Raw genomic sequence first — 19080 nt, 5'->3', positions numbered from 1 at the left:
TGGAGGCATGACCACGACGGGGGAAGACACCACCGCGGCTCAGACGGGGCCGTGGTGGTGGGCACGGTGGCGTAGTGCGGTGCTGGACGTGGGCCTGGCGTCCGCGTCCGCGGTGGAGTGTGCGTTCGAGGGGATCCGGTTCGCCGAGGACGCGGGGATCCCGATGGCCGCGGGGATCGTGTTCGGGGTGCTGGCCGGGTCGGTGCTGGTCGTCCGGCGCAAGTGGCCTATCGCCGTCGTGCTGGTGGGCATCGCCATCACACCCGCCCAGATGGGCTACCTCATGGGCATCGTCGGCCTGTACACGCTCGCCGCGTCCGAGCTGCCGCGCCGGATCATCGGCTCGCTGGCAGGGATGTCCCTGGTCGGGATGCTGATCGTGATGTTCGTGCGGGTGCGGCAGGACATGGCGCACGGCGAGCTGGACCTGGGGGACTGGTTCGTCCCCTTCGCCTCGATCACGACCGCGATCGGGATGACCGCGCCGCCGCTGCTGCTCGGGCTGTACGTGGGGGCCCGGCGCCGGCTCATGGAGAGCCTGCGGGAGCGGGCCGACGACCTGGAGCGGGAGCTCCAGCTGCTCGCCGAGCGGGCCGAGGAGCGGGCCGAGTGGGCGCGGGGCGAGGAGCGGACCCGTATCGCCCGCGAGATGCACGACGTCGTCGCGCACCGGGTGAGCCTGATGGTGGTGCACGCGGCCGCGCTTCAGGCCGTGGCCCGCAAGGACCCCGAGAAGGCCGTCAGGAACGCCGCGCTGGTGGGGGACATGGGGCGGCAGGCGCTCACCGAGCTGCGGGAGATGCTCGGGGTGCTGCGCAGCGGGGACGGGTTCGGGCGCCAGGAGCGGGCGGCGGTGCCGCTCGTCGCGGTGGGTGTGGCGGCGGCCGCGGCGGCCACCCGGGTCGTGGACGAGGCCGACGGGCCCTGCCTGGACGATCTGGAGACGCTGATCGGGCAGTCGGCCGCGGCGGGGATGGCCGTGGATCTGTCAGTGGAGGGTGATGTGCGGTCGTACGCCGCGCAGATCGAGCAGACGGCGTTCCGGGTGGTGCAGGAGGCGTTGACCAACGTCCACAAGCACGCCGCGGGTGCGAAGACGCACGTACGGCTGGCGCACCGGGTGTCGGAGATCGCGATGCAGGTGGAGAACGAACCGCCGCCGGAGGTGCCGTCGCTCGCGTCGGCCCGGCTGCCGTCGGGGGGCAACGGTCTGGTGGGGATGAAGGAGCGGGTCTCCGCGCTGGGCGGGGTGTTCGTGTCGGGCCCGACGGAGGCGGGGGGTTTCCGGGTGTCGGCGGTGATTCCGGCGGCGTAGGCCCCTCGCGTCAGCCCGCGACGAGGCGGGCCGGTTCGATGCCGGAGACGAGGCCGGTCAGGGCCTGGTCGATGTCGGGGCCGAGATACCAGTCGCCGGTGTGGTCGAGGGCGTAGACGCGGCCCTCGGTGTCGATGGCGAGAAGGGCCTCGGTGTCGGTCTCGGCGCCGACGGGGCAGACCTCGGTGTCGAGGGCGCGGCCGAGGTCGGCGAGGGTGCGGGCCATGTGGAGGCCGTGCAGGGGGTCGAGGTGGAGGTGGGCGGGGGCGACCTGGCGGCCGGGGCCGGTGGGGGTCAGGTGCAGTCCGCCGAACTCGGCCCAGGCCTCGACGGCGGCCGGGAACACGGCGTGCCGGTGTCCGGCCGGTGAGGTGTGCTCGCGCAGGGCGTCGGCCCAGATCTCGGCCTGCTTTATGTCCCAGCGTCCGGGCTGCCAGCCGGCGGCGCGCAGAGCGGCGTCGACGGGGACGGGGAAGCGGGTGGTACCGGTGCGGTCGGGGTGCATCTGCCCTTCGCGTTCGTCGAGGTCATGGGTGGGCGCCGGGGTGCGTGGGGCGCCGTCGTACGGGTCGTACGGGTCGTGCCGGTGGGGGGTGTCAGCCGCCGTTCGCCGTCGGGTCGACGATGCGGACGCCGAAGTGGGCGCTCAGGGCGGTGCAGGCGCGGCAGGGGGCGGCGAAGCTGCCGTGCAGCGGGTCGCCGTCCTCGCGGATGCGGCGGGCGGTGAGTTTGGCCTGCTTGAGGGCGCGGCGGGCCTCGCCGTTGGTCATCGGCTTGCGGGCGGCGCGCTTGCTGCGGGCGGCGTCGGCGGCGGCGATGTGCCGGGATATGAGCATGGTCTCGGCGCAGCGGCCGGTGAAGCGGTCGCGCCGGTCGCTGCCGAGGGTGTCGAGGAAGTCCTGGACGAGCGGGTGCAGCGGTGGGGCCTGGTCGCCGCGGGCGGCGGTGGAGGTGAGGGTGGCGCCGCGCACGGAGAGGGCGGCGGCGACCGTGGGCAGTATGCCGTCGCGGCGGTGCCGGAGCACGGGCGCCTGGGGTCTTTCGGCGCTGCTCCAGCCGATGCGGGGATCGCCGTAGGCGCCGGCGTGCGGGCCGCCGTTCGCGCCGGTCGTCGTGGGCGTGTGCGGTCCTGTGTCCGGTCCCGTCTGCGTCGTGTTCATGATCGTCATCCCCTCCCGAGCATCCCCCCGGAGGTCACAGACTGCCAAATGGCGTGGCTCGCGGGGAAGCTGGGGCGTGCGACACGCCCGGGTTCGGGCGGGCTGTCACGGTGGGGTGACGGCTGGTCACGGAAGCGGAGGGGGCCTGGCCGGTGCCCGGTGACCGGTGTCGTCGTACCGCATAGGCTGTCGGCACCGCGATCCAAGTGGTCGCCGCGATGCGCGCGGTTGACGCGTGGAGACGGACGAGACAGTCGATACGGCGCGTGGCGGCCCTGCTTTGCCCAGGGGCGCCGCGGGTCGTACCAGAGCGCCGCAGGGGGCTTTCGCCATGACGACAGGTCGGCTCGGGCAACAAGCCGCGCCGCCGAACGCGGCCTATGCCGGGCAGGTCGTGCACTTTCCGGATCCGGTCCGGGCCGCGCGTCACCCCAGAGGGGTACGGGTGGACGAGCACGGCTACCCCGACTTCTCGCCCTACGCGCGTGCCGCCGCGGAGATCGCCGAGCCGCCGGAGGGCTTCGGGGTCGACGAGTTGCGGCTGACGGACTACGTCTCGGCGAACGCGGCGCTCGCCGCGACCGGTCACGAGCTGTGGGACACGGTGCCGGCGGTGGCGACGCCGCACGGCTGGACGTGGCATCACGTGGTGGGTTCGCGGCGGCTCGAGCTGGTCCCCGTCGAGGTCAAGGCGCTGCTGCGGCATCACGGCGGGATCGCGACGACACGTGTCGACCAGAACAAGCGGGGGACGCGGCCGTTGCAGGAGACGCGGCCGGCGCACTTCGGTCTGCCGAAGTCGGCCCTCGCCGTGACGGAGTCACAGGTGCAGGGCGTCGAGGAGGATCTCGGCTACCGGCTCCCGGGCGCGTACCGCTCCTTCCTGAAGGCGGCGGGCGGATCGGCCCCGGTGGGCACCGCCCTGGACGCGGAGCTGGGGCTCCTGGTCGACCAGCCGTTCTTCACGGTCCGCGACGAGGCGGCGGTCAACGACCTCGTGTACGTCAACAAGTGCCTGCGGGACCACCTGACGAAGGACTACCTCGGTGTCGGCTTCGTCCAGGGCGGTCTGCTGGCCGTGAAGGTGAAGGGCGAGGGCATCGGATCGGTCTGGTTCTGCGCCTACGACGACGCGCGCGACGTCGACCCTTCGATGCCGCCGGCCGAGCGCGTGGAACGTCTGCTGCTGCCCTGCGGCGCCGACTTCGACGTGTTCCTGTCCCGACTGGCCGGTAATCCACCGGAGTTGGAGACGGTGGCGAACCTGATGGTGGACGGCGGGTTCGCCCGTTCCGTTCCCGTGTCTTCTTCCGTGTCGGGGGAGTGAGCTTCAGCGATGGTGACGTTCGCGCAGGCGCAGGAGCGCGCGGAAGAGTGGATCAACGGGGACGTGCCGTCGTACCAGCACCGTGAGGTGCGGGTACGGGAGTTCGACCTCGGGTTCGTGGTGTGGGCCGAGGACCGGGCGGACGGGCCCCGTTCGGACGGGGGCGCGCAGCGGCTGGTGATCGCCCGGGACAGCGGGGACGCCACGCTGTGGCCCTCGCTGCCGGTGGGCGAGGTGATCCGCCGGTACGAGGAGGAGTACGGGCGGGAGGCCGGGGATGGCGACGGGGACGCGGGGGTCGCGTCCGCGGCGTCCCGGGTCGATCTGAATCAGACGTCGTTCCTTCTCTCGCCGCCGGAGTGGTTGCAGGACGCGGCGGACAAGTTGGGGATCGGCGGGCCCGGGGGAGCGGGTGCCGGTTCGGGCGCCGCGCCGGAGGTGCCTGCCGGGGCCAGGCCGTGGACCGGGACCGACACCAACGGGGGTGAGGACCTCTCGGTGGCGTTGCCGGAGACGGTGTTCTCGGCGCCGGTGAGCGGTGACGGTGGCGGCGGTAGCGGTACGGAGGAAGAGGCTTCGGCGGTCTTGGAGGGGTCGGAGATCTCTGAGGTCTCGGAGGACCCTGAGGGCTCCGAGGGGTCGGAGGGCTTGGACTCCAGGACTGCGCGGATTTCTGGGGGCGGGCGGTCGTCGTCCGGGGTGTCGTCTGCGTACGGCTACCCGCAGGGGGCTGGTGGGGGTGCTGGGGCTCCTCAGCCGCAGGGTGTGCCTGGCGCTCCCGGTGCTCCGGGGCCCGCGCCGAGTGCCGGGGACATCGCCGATGTCGCCACCAGCAAGTTGGCACCTCCCTCGCGGGGGGCGCAGGCCGGGGGACCGACCCCGCCGCCTCCGCCGGGTCCCCCTGGAGTGCCCGGTGCACAGCCGGGCAACTTGCCCACGCCGCCCCCTCCCGGTGCGCCGGGGGGCGGGTATGTGCCCACCCAGTTCGTGTCGGCGCCGGGTGTCGAGGGGCCTTCGGGGTCGGGGGCGCCGTCGGCCCCTGGTGCTCCCACTCCGGGTGCGCCGGGTGGGTACGGGTTCCCGGGTGCTCCGCAGCCGTCGGGTGGGCCGGGCGGGCCTCAGGCTCCTGGCGCTCACGGTGCAGCACAGTTCCCGAGCGCTCCGGGTGCTGCGGGAGGGCCCGGTGCTTCGGGGTTCCCGGGCACCCCGGGTGGACCCGGAGCCGTGCATCACGCGGAAACCCTGCTGTCCGCACCTCCGGTGAGCGGCGGCCCCGGCGTGCCTCCGCCGCCGCAGGCCCCCGGCTCTCCCGGTGCCCCCGGCTCTCCTGGCGCCCCGGGCGTTCCCGCTGCCCCCGGAGTCCCCGGCGCCGCTCCAGGTGCTCCGCAGCCGATGCCGCCCGGCGCGATGCCGCCCCCGCCTCCGGGTGCCGTACCGTCCCCGGGCCCGGTGCCTCCGCCGGGCCGGCCGATGCCGGGTCACCCCGCAGCCGGGCAGCCCACACCGGGCCACCCCGCTCCCGTGCCCCCCGCCCCCGCTCCGCCGCCGGCCTACGGCTACCCCCAGCAGTCGCAGCCCACCGTCGGGCCCGGGTACCAGGCCGTCCTTCGGTACCGTGCGCAGGACGGGTCGGAGCAGCAGTTGATCCGGCGGTCGGCGCCGGGGACGCCGCACCCGGAGTGGCAGATCTTCCACGAGCTGCGCGGCATGAACGTCCCCCCGGACCAAGTGCTGGAGCTCCACACCGAGTTGGAGTCCTGCGAGCTCCCGGGGGCGTACTGCGCGCGGATGATCCGCGAACAGTGGCCGCAGGCGCGGATCGCGAGCATCGCCCCGTACGGCATGGATCACGCGAGCCGTCAGCAGGGCATGCAGCAACTGCTGGTACACCAGGGGGAGTTGCACCAGGTGGCGGACGGCCCCGCCCGTCCCGCGCCGGTGCGCGCGCCGTTGCCGCCCGTGCAGGCCGCGCCGCCGATCCCGCCGGAGGGTGTGGCGCAGGAGCTGGCCGGGGCTTTCGGGCCGGGGATCTTCCGGTTCGAGCAGGTCGCGGTGGACCGCCAGGGCGTGCCGCCGGTCGTCGCGCACTCGCTGGTCGTGGCGGGGCTGCCGCTGGACATGGGCCCGTTCTTCTGGGCGCAGGCCCAGCCGGGGCGGCCGGTGCCGACGCTGGCCGAGCTGGCGGCCGAGCGCGGGGTGCGGCCGGCCTCCGACGCGGGCTCGTACCTCGTCATGGGCAGCGACTTCGGCAAGGCGATCTGTGTGCAGTACGGCACGGCCAACATCGTCGCCGTACCCGTGGAGTCCGGGCCGGGCGGTGCGCCCGTACCGCCGCAGTTCGTGAACACGGGCCTGCCCGAGTTCCAGCGCTGTCTGGCACTGCTCGGCCGGATGTGGCGGCTTCGCTTCGGCCTGAACCAGGAGCAGGCGGGCCGCTGGACCGTCGACTTCCAGGCCCAGTTGGCCTCGCTCGATCCGGCGGCGCTGGGTTCACCGGAGAGCTGGTGGTCGGTGCTGCTCGAACAGATGTGGGACGGGCTGCTGTGACGCCCCGCCGCCGCTGAGCCACGCGCGCGTGGAGGGCCGGACCCGGTCGTGCGACCGGGTCCGGCCCTTTTGCGCGCGCATCCGATGACGCGACGCCCCCCCGTGTCGACCTCGTGTCGACCTCGTGCCCCGGGGTCTTTCTGCGGAGTGTCGCGTTATGAACATTTCCGTCCGATACATCAAGATGTGCGCGAAATCATCATTTCGCGTCCGTTTGCGTGGTCGGTGGAGAGGGGTTCCAGGATGAGCAGCGCACCGGTGTCGCCCCCGGGGTTCGTGGCCGTACGGGGGCGCGGCTACCGCCCCGAACAGGTCGACGCGTACGCCGCCGCCCTGTCCCGGGACCGTGACGCCGCCTGGGAACGGGCCGCTCGGCTCACCGTGCTCGCCCGGGAGATGGAGGCCGAGGCGGTGCGGATGCGGGAGGTCGTGGCGACGCTGGCCCCGCAGGCGTACGAGGCCCTCGGCGAGGGGGCGCGGCGCCTCTTCGAGCTGGGGCAGGAGGAGGCCGCGGCCGTTCGGGAGAGGGGGCGGCAGGAGGCGCGGCGCCTCACGGACGAGGCGCGGGCGCACGCCGACGGCCTACTGAATGCCGCACAGGCGCATGCCGATGCCGTGCTCGCCGAGGCCGACGAACGCGCTCGTCAGAGGCTGCTCGTTGCGCGCGCCGAGGCCGACGAGATCCGTGTCACCGCCCGGCGTGAGGTGAAACAGGGGCGCGGAGAGGCGCTCGCCGCGTTGCGCGACGTACGCCAGCGCACCATCGCGATGCTCGCCGAGCAGGCCAAGGAGCAGGCGGAGCGGTGGGCCGAGGTGGAGCGAGCCGAGGAGAAGCGGGTGGCCGAGGCGGACGCGCGGGACTCCGAACGGGTGGCGCGGGCGGAGGCGGCGCTGTCGGACGCGCGGCGGGAGTTCGCGGAGGCGGAGGCATCGCTGGGCCGGTGCGAGGAGGACGCACGCGCGCGTGCGGCGGAGATCCTCGCGGAGGCGCGGGCCCAGGAGGAGCGGATCGCCGGCGAGACGGAACGGGTACTGCGGAAGCACGCGGAGCGCTGGGACGAGATGCAGGCACAGATGGACCACGTACGCAGCAGCCTGACGGCCCTCACGGGAAGAGCGGCAACGGAGTGACAGCCGGGCCGGGAACAACTGTCCGCGGCACCGAGCCAGTCAGGCCGACGGCGCAGACCCGACGCCGGCCATCCGCCCCCACCCGGGGCCGACAGCGCAGCCCCGACGCCGGCCACCCGCCCCCATCCAGGGTCGGCGGCGCAGACCCGACACCGTTCACCCGCACCCACCCAGGGGCGCGGGGAACTGCGCGACCAGCCCCCACCGACCCGCACCCGACACTCAACGCCCCCCCAACTCACCCCCTCCGCACAGCCCCCGCCAAGATCCACCCCTCCACCGCCTCGTACTGCCGCCGCTGCTCCTCCGCCTTCCGCCGCCCCGAGGCGACCGTCCCCAGCCACCCGAACAAGAACCCCGCCGGAATCGACACCAGCCCCGTCGTCGTGAACGGCAGCCAGTTGAAGTCGGCCTCGGGGAACGCGGACACAGGTGACCCGGAGACGAGATTCGTGCCGGGCATCAGCAGGAGCACCGTCACCGTGCCGCCGATCAGCGTGCACAGCAGCCCCGTTCGCGTGTAGCGCCGCCAGAACAGGCTGTACACGAGCGCCGGCGCCAGCGCGGACGCCCCGACGCAGAAGGACAGGATCACCAGCGGCTGCAGACTGCGGTGCTGGATGAGCGTCGCCAGGAAGATCGTGGGGACGCCGACCGCCAGCGCGGACACCCGGGCCAGCAGAATCTCGCGGTGCGCCGGCATCGACCGTGGCCGCGCCGCGAACACGTCGTGCGCGAGGGAGTTGGCACAGGCGAGGATCATGCCGGCGACGGACGCGAGCAGGGTGAGGAAGAGCGCCGTGGTGACCGTCGTGAAGAGAAACGTCTCTCCGGTCGACACCTCGGGCCCGAACACCGCCCGGGAGCCCAGCAGATACGCCGTGTTGCCCTGCGGATCCGCCTCCGCGATCACCGTACGTCCGATCATCGCCGTCGCCCCGACCCCGACGACCGTGATGACCAGGACGAACACGGCCACCGACGACACCGCCCACGACATCGAACGGCGCACCTGACGGGCGCTGGACGCGGTGTACATGCGCATGGTGACGTGCGGCAGGCACGCCCCGCCGATGACGACCGCGAGCTGCGAGATGATCATGTCGAGGCGCGGGTACGGCCCACCCGCGAACTCCAGCCCCGAGCGCAGGTAGTCCGGCCCCACCCCGCTCTGCCGGGCCGCCGTGTCGAACAGCGCCGCGGGGTTCCAGTCGAACCGGTGCATGACGAGTACGGCGATCACGGCGCCCGAGCCGAGGAGCATGATGATCTTCAGGATCTGGATGAGGGCGGTGCCCTTCATGCCGCCGATGGCCGCGTAGCTGATCATCAGAATGCCGAGGCCGATGATGAAGCCCGTCTTCAGCGAGTCGCCGGAGAACCCGAGGATGAACGCCAGCAGTTGGCCGGCACCGGCGAGCTGCACCAGCATCAGCGGCAGCAGCGCGGCGAGGGTGACCACGCACGCGGCGACACGTACCGCACGTCCCGGCATCCGGCGCGCGAGCGCGTCGCCCATCGTGAACCGGCCCGCGTTGCGCAGGGGTTCGGCCAGCAGGAACATCAGCAGCATCAGCGACAGGACCGTGCTCAGCGCGAGGACGATGCCGTCGTAGCCGCACAGGGCGATCACGCCGCCCGTACCGAGGACGGTCGCGGCGGAGATGTAGTCGCCCGCGATGGCGAGGCCGTTGCGCAGGGCGGACAGGGAGCTGTAGCCGGTGTAGAACTCGTCGAGGTCGTCGCCGTCCGGGCCGGTCATCACGCACAACAGGAGGGTGATGGTGGCAACGGCGGAGAACGCCACCAGGCTCATCGCCTGCGCGGAGTCGCTGAAGCCGGTCATCGCGCCGCCGCCCCTCGCCGGGCGTCCACCTCGGACTGCTTGCGGATGCGGTCCGCGAGCGGGTCGACGTAGCGGCGCGCGGTGTGCTCGTACACGGCGATCGCCAGCCAGGTGACGGGCAGTTGGAGCAGGGCGAGGAGCAGTCCTGTGGGCAGTCCGTCGGTGACGCTGCTCGCCATGAAGGACGGCGCGTACGCGGACAGCACCAGGAAGAGCGTGAAGTAGCCGAGCGCGGTGAGCGTGGCGGTGCGCCGCTGCCAGCGGTAGGCGCTGCGCAGGATCCGCAGGTCGCTGTGGTGGCCGAGCGGATCGCGGTGGCTGGGGCGGTGCCGGGCCGGTTCGGGCGGCGGGGCGGGGGGCTGCCAGGGATAGGTGGGGTACGGCTGTGACGGGTCGTAAGACACCCGGTGCTCCTTGCGAGGCTCGGGTCCGACGCGGCGGACCGCAGGGAGTTGGGGGGTGGACGGGGGAGCGGAGCCCCGCACGTTACTCGGCGGTCCGGAGTTGCACAGCCCCTTCGACAAACTGATCGGTCGGTATGCGCTTACTTCTCTGACCTGCGGTGTTACCCCCGTTAACTCAGACTTTTGATCTCACCGCAGCGTGCTCGGTCCCTTACGCCGGGTGCTCCTCGAGCACCGGGAACCGCCGCGGCGCCAGCACCAGCAGCACCGCGAACGCCAGGGCCGCCGCACATCCCGCGCCCACGTACACCGCGTGCACCGCGTCCGCGATGGCCGCGTGGGTGGCCTCCGGGGCCGTACCGGCGTCCAACGCGCGCGTGACGGAGTCGAGGTCGCTCGCGCCGCCCAGGCGACTCGCCAGGACGCCGTTCGCGACCGCGTCCGAAGACCACCGCGCCCACCGTCTGGCCGGTCTGGCGGCAGAAGAGGACGGAGGCCGTCGTCGTGCCGCGTTCCGCCCAGCCGACCGTCGACTGGACCCCGACGATCAGGGGGAGTTGGAACAGGCCCAGCGCACCGCCCAGGAGCAGCATCAGCAGGGTCGGCTGCCAGGCCGCGCCCGGGTACGGGAGGAAGGGGAAGGCGAACAGGATCAGGGCCGCCGTACCGATGCCCAGCATCGCCGTGTTGCGGAAGCCGATGCGCCGGTAGACGTGCTGGCTCAGGGCCGCCGACACCGGCCAGCTCAACGTCCATACGGACAGCACGAATCCGGCGGCGACCGGGGCGAGGCCGAGCACCGACTGGGCGTAGGTCGGCAGGAAGACCGTGGGGGCCACCATGAGGAGTCCCAGGGCGCCCAGTGCCAGGTTCACCGCGGCGATCGTGCGGCGGCGCCAGACCCACCCGGGGATGATCGGCTCGGCCCCCGGCGTTCGATCAGGACCACGGCGGCCACCAGGGCGAGTCCCGTGCCGAACAGGCCCAGTGACGGCCACGACAGCCACGGCCAGGCCACCCCGCCCTGCACGAGCGCCGTCAGCAGCACGCCCCCGCACGCGAACACCGCGAGCGCGCCTGCCCAGTCGACACGCGTACGCGTGGCCCTCGTTCCGCGGGAGGAGCGCTGCGGCTCGTGCAGGTGACGGGCGACCAGCCACAGCGCGACCGCGCCGATCGGCAGGTTGACCAGGAAGATCCACCGCCAGTCCGCGTACGCCGCGAGCACTCCGCCGATCCCCGGCCCCGCGACCGCCGCCACCGCCCACACCGTGGACAGCTTGGCCTGGATCTTCGGGCGCTGCTCCAGCGGGTACAGATCGGCGGCGAGCGTCTGGACCGTGCCCTGCAGGGCCCCGCCACCGAGCCCCTGCACGATCCGGAACGCGATCAGCGCCCCCATGTTCCACGCCACCGCGCACAGCAGCGAGCCAAGCAGGAACAGCGCCGAGCCCGCGATCAGCACCGGCTTGCGCCCGAAGGTGTCGGACAGCTTGCCGTACACCGGCAGCGTCACCGTCACAGCCAGCAGATAGCCGGAGAACAGCCAGGAGAAGACCGAGAAGCCGCCCAGGTCGCCGACGATCTGCGGGACCGCCGTGGAGACGATGGTGGCGTCCAGGGCCGCGAGCGCCATCGCGAGCATCAGGGCGGCCACGACGGCCCCGCGCCGGTTCGTGGAGACGTGCCGCGCGAGCTCCCGTATCGCCGGCTTCGTGTCGCCCACGCGGATTCCTTCCCCCTGCATCTATCTGCCGGCGACCACTCTCCCACTTGCCCCTCACGTGGCGGCAGGGTGCAGTCTCGGTGGGCAGGAGGGTGGAGCCGTCCCCTGGATCGCCTCCACCCAGCGGTGGACTGCCCCTAGGGGTACCTCCGTACTAGGGCTGGGGGAGGGTTCGTACCGCCGGAGGAGGAGAAGGGCCATGGTCCGTCCTTAACCTGGCTTTACGCCGCTGGGGAGCGGTGGGGGAGGGGCGACCGGATCGACGGGGGGTGGGGTTTTCCCCCGTAGAAGAGGGTGCTGAGCACCAGGGCGCCGCACCGCCTCGCGGCACCAGACTGAACGCCGTACCCAAGCAGGCACCAGTACTTACCGAACGCCGGGCGGCCCCGGCGGCTCATTGGCTGACCGATATAGGAGACTTACCGTGACATCGGCTGTAACCATCACCAGGCACGGGGGCACTGGAGGGCGTACGGCCGTTGCCGCGCGGGCGCGGCAGGTCGTCAAGGCGTACGGGTCCGGGGAGACCCGGGTCGTCGCCCTGGACCATGTGGACGTGGACATCGCTCGCGGACAGTTCACCGCGATCATGGGCCCCTCGGGGTCCGGCAAGTCCACCCTCATGCACTGCCTCGCCGGACTCGACACCGTGACGAGCGGTCAGATCCACCTCGACGACACCGAGATCACCGGTCTGAAGGACAAGAAGCTCACCCAACTGCGCCGGGACCGGGTGGGGTTCATCTTCCAGGCCTTCAACCTGCTTCCGACGCTCAACGCGCTCGAGAACATCACGCTGCCCATGGACATCGCCGGGCGCAAGCCGGACAAGCAGTGGCTCGCGCGGGTCGTCGACACCGTGGGGCTCTCGGACCGGCTCAAGCACCGGCCCACCCAGCTCTCCGGCGGACAGCAGCAGCGGGTCGCCGTGGCCCGCGCCCTGGCCGCGCGTCCCGAGATCATCTTCGGTGACGAGCCGACCGGAAACCTCGACTCGCGCGCGGGTGCCGAGGTACTGGGCTTCCTGCGCCGTTCCGTCGACGAGCTCGGGCAGACCATCGTGATGGTCACGCACGACCCGGTGGCCGCCTCGTATGCGGACCGTGTGCTGTACCTCGCCGACGGCCGGATCGTCGACGAGATGCACAAGCCGACCGCGGAGGCAGTCCTGGACCGCATGAAGGACTTCGACGCCCGGGGGCGCACGTCATGACCGTCATGAAGACCTCCATGCGCAACTTCTTCGCGCACAAGGGACGCATGGCCCTGTCGGCCGTGGCGGTCCTGCTGTCGGTCGCCTTCGTCTGCGGGACGCTGGTGTTCACCGACACCATGAACACCACCTTCGACAAGCTCTTCGCGGCCACGTCCTCGGACGTGACGGTGAGCGCCAAGGGCGCCTCCGACAGCGGCGAGACCACCTCGGACAACGGCAAGCCGCCGGTCATGCCGGCCTCCGTGCTCGGCAAGGTGCGCCAGGCGCAGGGCGTGCAGACGGCGGAGGGGACCGTCTTCTCGACCTCGGTGACCGTCGTGGACGCCGACAAGGACAGCCTCTCGCCGTCCGGCGGCGGCCCGACCATCGTCGGCAACTGGAACCGCAACGACGCCCGCACCATGGAGATCACCTCGGGTACGGCGCCGAAGAACTCCGGCCAGGTCATGGTCGACAAGGACACCGTCGACAAGCACCACCTGAAGCTCGGTGACGAGATCGGTGTGATCAGCGCGGTCGGCACGCACACCGCGAAGATCTCCGGCGTCGCCGAGTTCGAGGTCACCAACCCCGGTGCGGCGATCTTCTACCTGGACACCGAGACCGCCCAGAAGACGCTCGTCGGCGAGTCGAACGTCTTCACGAACGTCAACGTCACGGCCGCGTCCGGGGTCACCGACGCACAGCTCAAGAAGAACGTCGCCGCCGAACTCGGCGGCACCTACAAGGTGCAGACGGCCAAGGAGACCGCCGACGCCAACCAGAAGGACGTCGAGGGCTTCATGAACGTCATGAAGTACGCGATGCTCGGCTTCGCCGGGATCGCCTTCCTCGTCGGCATCTTCCTGATCATCAACACCTTCTCGATGCTGGTCGCGCAGCGGACGAGGGAGATCGGACTGATGCGGGCCGTCGGCTCCTCCCGCGGACAGGTCAACCGGTCCGTGCTGGTCGAGGCGCTCCTGCTGGGCGTGTTCGGATCGGTGCTCGGGGTCGGTGCGGGCGTCGGCCTCGCGGTCGGGCTGATGAAGCTCATGGGCTCCCTGGGCATCCACCTGTCGACCAGTGACCTGACCATCGCCTGGACGACCCCGGTGGTCGGCCTGCTGCTCGGCGTGGTCGTCACCGTCCTCGCCGCCTGGCTGCCGGCCCGCCGCGCGGGCAAGGTCTCGCCCATGGCAGCGCTGCGCGACGCGGGCGCCCCGGCCGACGCCAAGGCGGGCCGCGTGCGGGCCCTGCTGGGCACGGTGCTGACCGGCGCCGGTGCAGGCCTGCTCTACCTGGCCGCCACCGCCGACAAGGCCAAGGAGGGCTCCGCCTGGCTGGGCCTCGGCGTGGTGTTCTCCCTGATCGGCTTCGTCGTCATCGGACCGCTCCTCGCGGGTGTCGTGGTGCGCGTCCTGGGCACGATCGTCCTCAGGATGTTCGGCCCGATCGGCCGCCTGGCCGAGCGCAACGCCCTGCGCAACCCGCGCCGTACCGGTGCCACGGGCGCCGCCCTGATGATCGGCCTCGCGCTGGTCGCCTGTCTGGCGGTCGTCGGCTCGTCCATGGTCGCCTCGGCGACGGACGAGCTCGACAAGACGGTCGGCACCGACTTCATCATCCAGTCCGACAGCGGACAGCTGGTCACCCCGGCCGCGGTCAAGGCCGTGAAGGACACCCCGGGCCTGGCGCACGTCACCGAGTACAGGACCACGGAGGCCGACTACACGACCCCCGACGGCAAGACGCTCAAGGACACCGACATCACGGCGGCCGACCCGACGTACGCGACCGACCTGCAGACCAAGACGGTGGCGGGCGACCTCGCCGACGCCTACAGGCCCGACTCGATGTCCGTGCACGAGAAGTTCGCCAAGGCGCACGGCATCCACCTGGGCTCGAAGATCAAGGTCGCCTTCAAGGGCGGCGCGACCGCCGAGCTGACGGTCCGGGCGATCACCAGCAGCGACGTCGTCATCGACGCCGGCTCGAAGTACATCTCGATCGCCACGCTCGCCAAGTACGTGCCGGCCGACAAGATGCCGCTCGACCAGTTGGTCTTCGCCAACGCCAAGGACGGGCAGCAGGACGCCGCGTACAAGTCCCTGAAGTCGGCGCTGCACGAGTACCCGCAGTACACCGTGCGCGACCAGACCGACTACAAGGAAGCGTTCAAGGACCAGATCGGCCAGCTCCTGAACATGATCTACGGCCTGCTGGCCCTCGCGATCATCGTCGCCATCCTGGGTGTGGTGAACACCCTGGCGCTCTCGGTGGTCGAGCGGACCCGGGAGATCGGCCTCATGCGGGCGATCGGCCTCTCGCGGCGCCAGCTGCGGCGGATGATCCGCATGGAGTCGGTGGTGATCGCCCTCTTCGGTGCACTGCTGGGGCTGGGTCTGGGCATGGGCTGGGGCGCCACCGCCCAGAAGCTCCTCGCCCTGGAGGGCCTGAAGGTCCTGGACATCCCCTGGCCGACGATCATCGGGGTCTTCGTCGGCTCGGCCTTCGTGGGCCTGTTCGCCGCCCTCGTCCCGGCGTTCCGGGCGGGCCGGATGAACGTCCTGAACGCCATCGCGACCGAGTAGCCACCCCTGGGGACGGGGGAACACGGGGGAACGCCCGGCGCCGAGAAGTCACGGGGGACTTCTCGGCGCCGGGTTCTTTGCGGTCCCCGGGGAGCAGCTCGCGGGTTCTTCGCCGTCCACCGGGCACCCGGGGGTGAGACGGAGTTGTCCACAGGGCACTCGCGGGCGGGGCAGGGTTGTCCACAGGCTCCGACGGCGGGGCCGACGCCGTCGTAGGCTGGAGACCCCCCGGCCCTTGTTGTGTCGGGCCCTTCGCGTTGCCCACCCCCCGAAAACCCCCGGACGAAAGCCGCCCCGAATGAGCCTGCACGGTCTGCTCGACGCCGTCGTCAAGGATCCCGCCCTCGCGGAAGCGATCACGGCGGCCCAGGACGGCAACCGCATGCACGTCGACCTGGTCGGCCCCCCGGCGGCCCGCCCCTTCGCGATCGCCGCACTCGCGCGTGAGGCCGGCCGGCCGGTGCTCGCGGTGACGGCGACGGGCCGCGAGGCGGAGGACCTGGCCGCCGCCCTGCGCTCCCTGCTCCCCTCGGAAGGGGTCGTGGAGTACCCGTCCTGGGAGACCCTCCCGCACGAGCGCCTCAGCCCCCGCTCCGACACCGTCGGCCGCCGTCTGGCCGTCCTGCGGCGCCTGTCCCACCCCCGCCCCGACGACCCCGAGACCGGCCCGGTCTCCGTGGTCGTCGCGCCCGTACGCTCCGTGCTCCAGCCGCAGGTCAAGGGCCTCGGCGACCTGGAACCGGTGGCCCTGCGCACCGGCCAGACCGCCGACCTGAACGCGATCGTGGAGGCCCTCGCCGCCGCCGCGTACGCGCGCGTGGAGCTCGTCGAGAAGCGGGGCGAGTTCGCCGTACGAGGCGGCATCCTCGACGTCTTCCCGCCCACCGAGGAACACCCCCTGCGCGTGGAGTTCTGGGGCGACGACGTCGAGGAGATCCGCTACTTCAAGGTCGCCGACCAGCGCTCCCTGGAGGTCGCCGATCACGGCCTGTGGGCCCCGCCCTGCCGCGAACTGCTCCTGACGGACGACGTACGCGCACGTGCGCGTGCCCTCGCCGAGGAGCACCCGGAGCTCGGCGACCTGCTCGGCAGGATCGCAGAGGGGATCGCCGTGGAGGGCATGGAGTCCCTGGCTCCGGTCCTCGTCGACGACATGGAGCTGCTGATCGACGTCCTGCCCAAGGGCTCCATGGCCGTCGTCTGCGATCCGGAGCGGGTCCGCACGCGTGCGTCCGACCTCGTGGCCACCTCGCAGGAGTTCCTCCAGGCATCCTGGGCGGCCACCGCGGGCGGCGGCGAGGCACCCATCGACGTCGGCGCGGCCTCCCTGTGGTCCATCGCCGACGTCCGCGACCGCGCGCGCGAGCTGGACATGATGTGGTGGTCGGTGTCGCCGTTCGCCGCGGACCTCGAACTGGAGGCGGACACCCTCAAGCTCGGCATGCACGCGCCCGAGACCTACCGCGGCGACACCGCCAAGGCGCTCGCCGACACCAAGGGCTGGCTCGCCGACGGCTGGCGCGCGGTCTTCGTGACCGAGGCGCACGGCCCCGCGGCCCGTACCGTCGAGGTGCTGGGCGGCGAGGGCATCGCGGCCCGCCTCGACGCGGAGCTCGCATCCCTGAGCCCGTCCGTCGTCCACGTGGCGTGCGGTTCCATCGAGTACGGCTTCGTCGACCCGGCGCTCAGACTCGCCGTCCTGACGGAGACCGACCTGACCGGGCAGAAGGCGGCCGGCAAGGACGGCGCCCGGATGCCCGCCCGGCGCCGCAAGACGATCGACCCGCTCACCCTGGAAGCGGGCGACTACATCGTCCACGAACAGCACGGCGTCGGCCGCTACATCGAGATGGTCCAGCGGACCGTGCAGGGCGCCACACGCGAGTACCTCGTCGTCGAGTACGCCCCCGCCAAGCGCGGCCAGCCCGGCGACCGGCTCTACATCCCCACCGACCAGCTGGAGCAGATCACCAAGTACGTCGGCGGCGAGTCCCCCACGCTGCACCGGCTCGGCGGCGCCGACTGGACCAAGACCAAGGCACGCGCGAAGAAGGCCGTCAAGGAGATCGCCGCCGACCTGATCAAGCTGTACAGCGCGCGCATGGCGGCCCCCGGGTACACCTTCGGCCCGGACACCCCGTGGCAGCGCGAGCTGGAGGACGCCTTCCCGTACGCGGAGACGCCCGACCAGCTCACCACCATCGCCGAGGTCAAGGAGGACATGGAGAAGTCGGTCCCCATGGACCGCCTGGTCTGCGGCGACGTCGGCTACGGCAAGACGGAGATCGCGGTCCGGGCCGCCTTCAAGGCCGTCCAGGACGGCAAGCAGGTCGCGGTGCTGGTGCCGACCACGCTGCTGGTGCAGCAGCACTTCGGGACGTTCAGCGAGCGGTACTCGCAGTTCCCCGTGGTCGTGAAGGCGCTCAGCCGCTTCCAGACCGACACCGAGGCGAAGGCCACCCTGGAGGGGCTGCGCGAGGGCTCGGTGGACGTCGTCATCGGCACCCACCGGCTGTTCTCCTCGGAGACCAAGTTCAAGGACCTCGGCCTGGTCATCGTCGACGAGGAGCAGCGCTTCGGCGTCGAGCACAAGGAGCAGCTGAAGAAGCTCCGCGCCAACGTCGACGTGCTGACCATGTCCGCCACCCCGATCCCCAGGACGTTGGAGATGGCGGTCACCGGCATCCGCGAGATGTCGACGATCACCACGCCCCCGGAGGAGCGCCACCCGGTGCTCACCTTCGTCGGGCCGTACGAGGAGAAGCAGATCGGCGCGGCCATCCGCCGTGAACTGCTGCGCGAGGGCCAGGTCTTCTACATCCACAACCGGGTCGAGTCGATCGACCGGGCGGCCGCGCGGCTGCGCGAGATCGTCCCCGAGGCACGCATCGCGACCGCGCACGGCCAGATGTCGGAGCAGGCACTGGAGCAGGTCGTCGTCGACTTCTGGGAGAAGAAGTTCGACGTGCTGGTGTCGACCACGATCGTCGAGTCGGGCATCGACATCTCCAACGCGAACACACTGATCGTGGAGCGCGGCGACAACTTCGGCCTGTCCCAGCTGCACCAGCTGCGCGGCCGGGTCGGGCGTGGCCGCGAGCGCGGTTACGCCTACTTCCTGTACCCGCCGGAGAAGCCGCTGACGGAGACGGCACACGAACGCCTCGCGACGATCGCCCAGCACACCGAGATGGGCGCGGGCATGTACGTCGCGATGAAGGACCTCGAGATCCGCGGCGCGGGCAACCTCCTCGGCGGCGAGCAGTCCGGGCACATCGCGGGCGTCGGCTTCGACCTGTACGTCCGCATGGTCGGCGAGGCCGTCGCGGACTACCGGGCCTCGCTGGAGGGCGGTGTGGAGGAGGAGCCGCCGCTGGAGGTCAAGATCGAGCTCCCGGTCGACGCGCACGTCCCGCACGACTACGCGCCGGGCGAGCGGCTGCGCCTGCAGGCCTACCGCGCGATCGCCTCGGTGAACACCGAGGAGGACGTCAAGGCCGTACGCGAGGAACTCGTCGACCGCTACGGCAAGTTGCCCGAGCCGGTGGAGAACCTGCTGCTGGTGGCGGGCCTTCGGATGCTGGCACGCGCGTGTGGCGTCGGCGAGATCGTCCTCCAGGGCACCAACATCCGCTTCGCGCCGGTGGAGTTGCGGGAGTCCCAGGAACTGCGGCTCAAGCGGCTCTACCCGGGCACCGTCATCAAGCCGGCCGCGCACCAGGTGCTGGTACCGCGCCCGAAGACCGCGAAGGTCGGCGGAAAGCCGCTGGTCGGGCGGGAGTTGCTGGGGTGGGTGGGGGAGTTCCTCACGTCGATTCTGGGGTCTTGACGGCGG

At 71.8% G+C, this 19080-nt stretch carries 11 protein-coding genes and 1 pseudogene; 7 read left to right on the top strand and 5 right to left on the bottom strand.

The genetic code is table 11. The annotated features are described in order from the left end of the window. Positions 1 to 7: 7 nt before the first annotated feature. Positions 8 to 1315, top strand: a complete 1308-nt coding sequence (locus ACZ39I_RS24155) for a sensor histidine kinase (RefSeq protein WP_467246369.1) — start codon at positions 8 to 10, stop codon at positions 1313 to 1315. Positions 1316 to 1325: 10 nt separating this feature from the next. Here the strand turns inward: ACZ39I_RS24155 and ACZ39I_RS24150 are convergent, their stop codons facing one another. After that, a complete protein-coding gene (locus ACZ39I_RS24150) occupies positions 1326 to 1820 on the bottom strand; it encodes an SUKH-3 domain-containing protein (RefSeq protein WP_467246367.1) in 495 nt (164 codons plus the stop codon). 91 nt (positions 1821 to 1911) lie between these two features. Continuing rightward, entirely contained in the window at positions 1912 to 2484 is a 573-nt protein-coding gene (locus ACZ39I_RS24145; RefSeq protein WP_467246365.1) for a YwqJ-related putative deaminase, read from the bottom strand. A 322-nt stretch (positions 2485 to 2806) separates the two neighbouring features. Here ACZ39I_RS24145 and ACZ39I_RS24140 point away from each other — a divergent pair, with 322 nt between their 5' ends. The 3 genes from ACZ39I_RS24140 to ACZ39I_RS24130 all read left to right on the top strand — a co-directional run bounded on the left by ACZ39I_RS24140 (position 2807) and on the right by ACZ39I_RS24130 (position 7480). After that, complete coding sequence (locus tag ACZ39I_RS24140) at positions 2807 to 3802, top strand: SMI1/KNR4 family protein (protein WP_467246363.1); 996 nt, start codon at positions 2807 to 2809, stop codon at positions 3800 to 3802. Positions 3803 to 3811: 9 nt separating this feature from the next. Further along, positions 3812 to 6349: an SUKH-4 family immunity protein gene (locus tag ACZ39I_RS24135; protein WP_467246361.1), complete on the top strand. Its 2538-nt coding sequence runs from the start codon at positions 3812 to 3814 to the stop codon at positions 6347 to 6349. Between the two features lie 243 nt (positions 6350 to 6592). Further along, positions 6593 to 7480 carry a cellulose-binding protein gene (locus tag ACZ39I_RS24130; protein ID WP_467246359.1) on the top strand — a complete coding sequence of 296 codons (888 nt, stop codon included), beginning with the start codon at positions 6593 to 6595 and terminating at the stop codon, positions 7478 to 7480. 238 nt (positions 7481 to 7718) lie between these two features. Here the strand turns inward: ACZ39I_RS24130 and ACZ39I_RS24125 are convergent, their stop codons facing one another. The 3 genes and pseudogenes from ACZ39I_RS24125 to ACZ39I_RS24115 form a co-directional block, all read right to left on the bottom strand. Next, the gene (locus ACZ39I_RS24125) at positions 7719 to 9326 is read right to left on the bottom strand and encodes a sodium/solute symporter (protein WP_467246357.1); all 1608 of its coding nucleotides are present in this window, start codon (positions 9324 to 9326) and stop codon (positions 7719 to 7721) included. After that, positions 9323 to 9730, bottom strand: a complete 408-nt coding sequence (locus ACZ39I_RS24120; protein WP_403653923.1) for a DUF485 domain-containing protein — start codon at positions 9728 to 9730, stop codon at positions 9323 to 9325. Before ACZ39I_RS24120 ends, ACZ39I_RS24125 begins: the two co-directional genes overlap by 4 nt. Positions 9731 to 9941: 211 nt before the next feature. After that, positions 9942 to 11456: pseudogene (locus ACZ39I_RS24115) on the bottom strand (MFS transporter). A 424-nt stretch (positions 11457 to 11880) separates the two neighbouring features. Here ACZ39I_RS24115 and ACZ39I_RS24110 point away from each other — a divergent pair. The 3 genes from ACZ39I_RS24110 to mfd all read left to right on the top strand — a co-directional run bounded on the left by ACZ39I_RS24110 (position 11881) and on the right by mfd (position 19074). After that, positions 11881 to 12669 carry an ABC transporter ATP-binding protein gene (locus ACZ39I_RS24110; RefSeq protein ID WP_280851046.1) on the top strand — a complete coding sequence of 263 codons (789 nt, stop codon included), beginning with the start codon at positions 11881 to 11883 and terminating at the stop codon, positions 12667 to 12669. Continuing rightward, a complete protein-coding gene (locus ACZ39I_RS24105; protein ID WP_467246355.1) occupies positions 12666 to 15245 on the top strand; it encodes an ABC transporter permease in 2580 nt (859 codons plus the stop codon). Before ACZ39I_RS24110 ends, ACZ39I_RS24105 begins: the two co-directional genes overlap by 4 nt. Before the next feature lie 298 nt (positions 15246 to 15543). Next, positions 15544 to 19074 carry a transcription-repair coupling factor gene (gene mfd, locus ACZ39I_RS24100; RefSeq protein ID WP_467246353.1) on the top strand — a complete coding sequence of 1177 codons (3531 nt, stop codon included), beginning with the start codon at positions 15544 to 15546 and terminating at the stop codon, positions 19072 to 19074. Positions 19075 to 19080: the final 6 nt, after the last annotated feature.

The organism is Streptomyces sp. NPDC024687 (genome assembly GCF_055559055.1).
The sequence above is the reverse complement of the archived record's forward strand: the minus strand, read 5'-3'. Positions and strand labels throughout refer to the sequence as shown.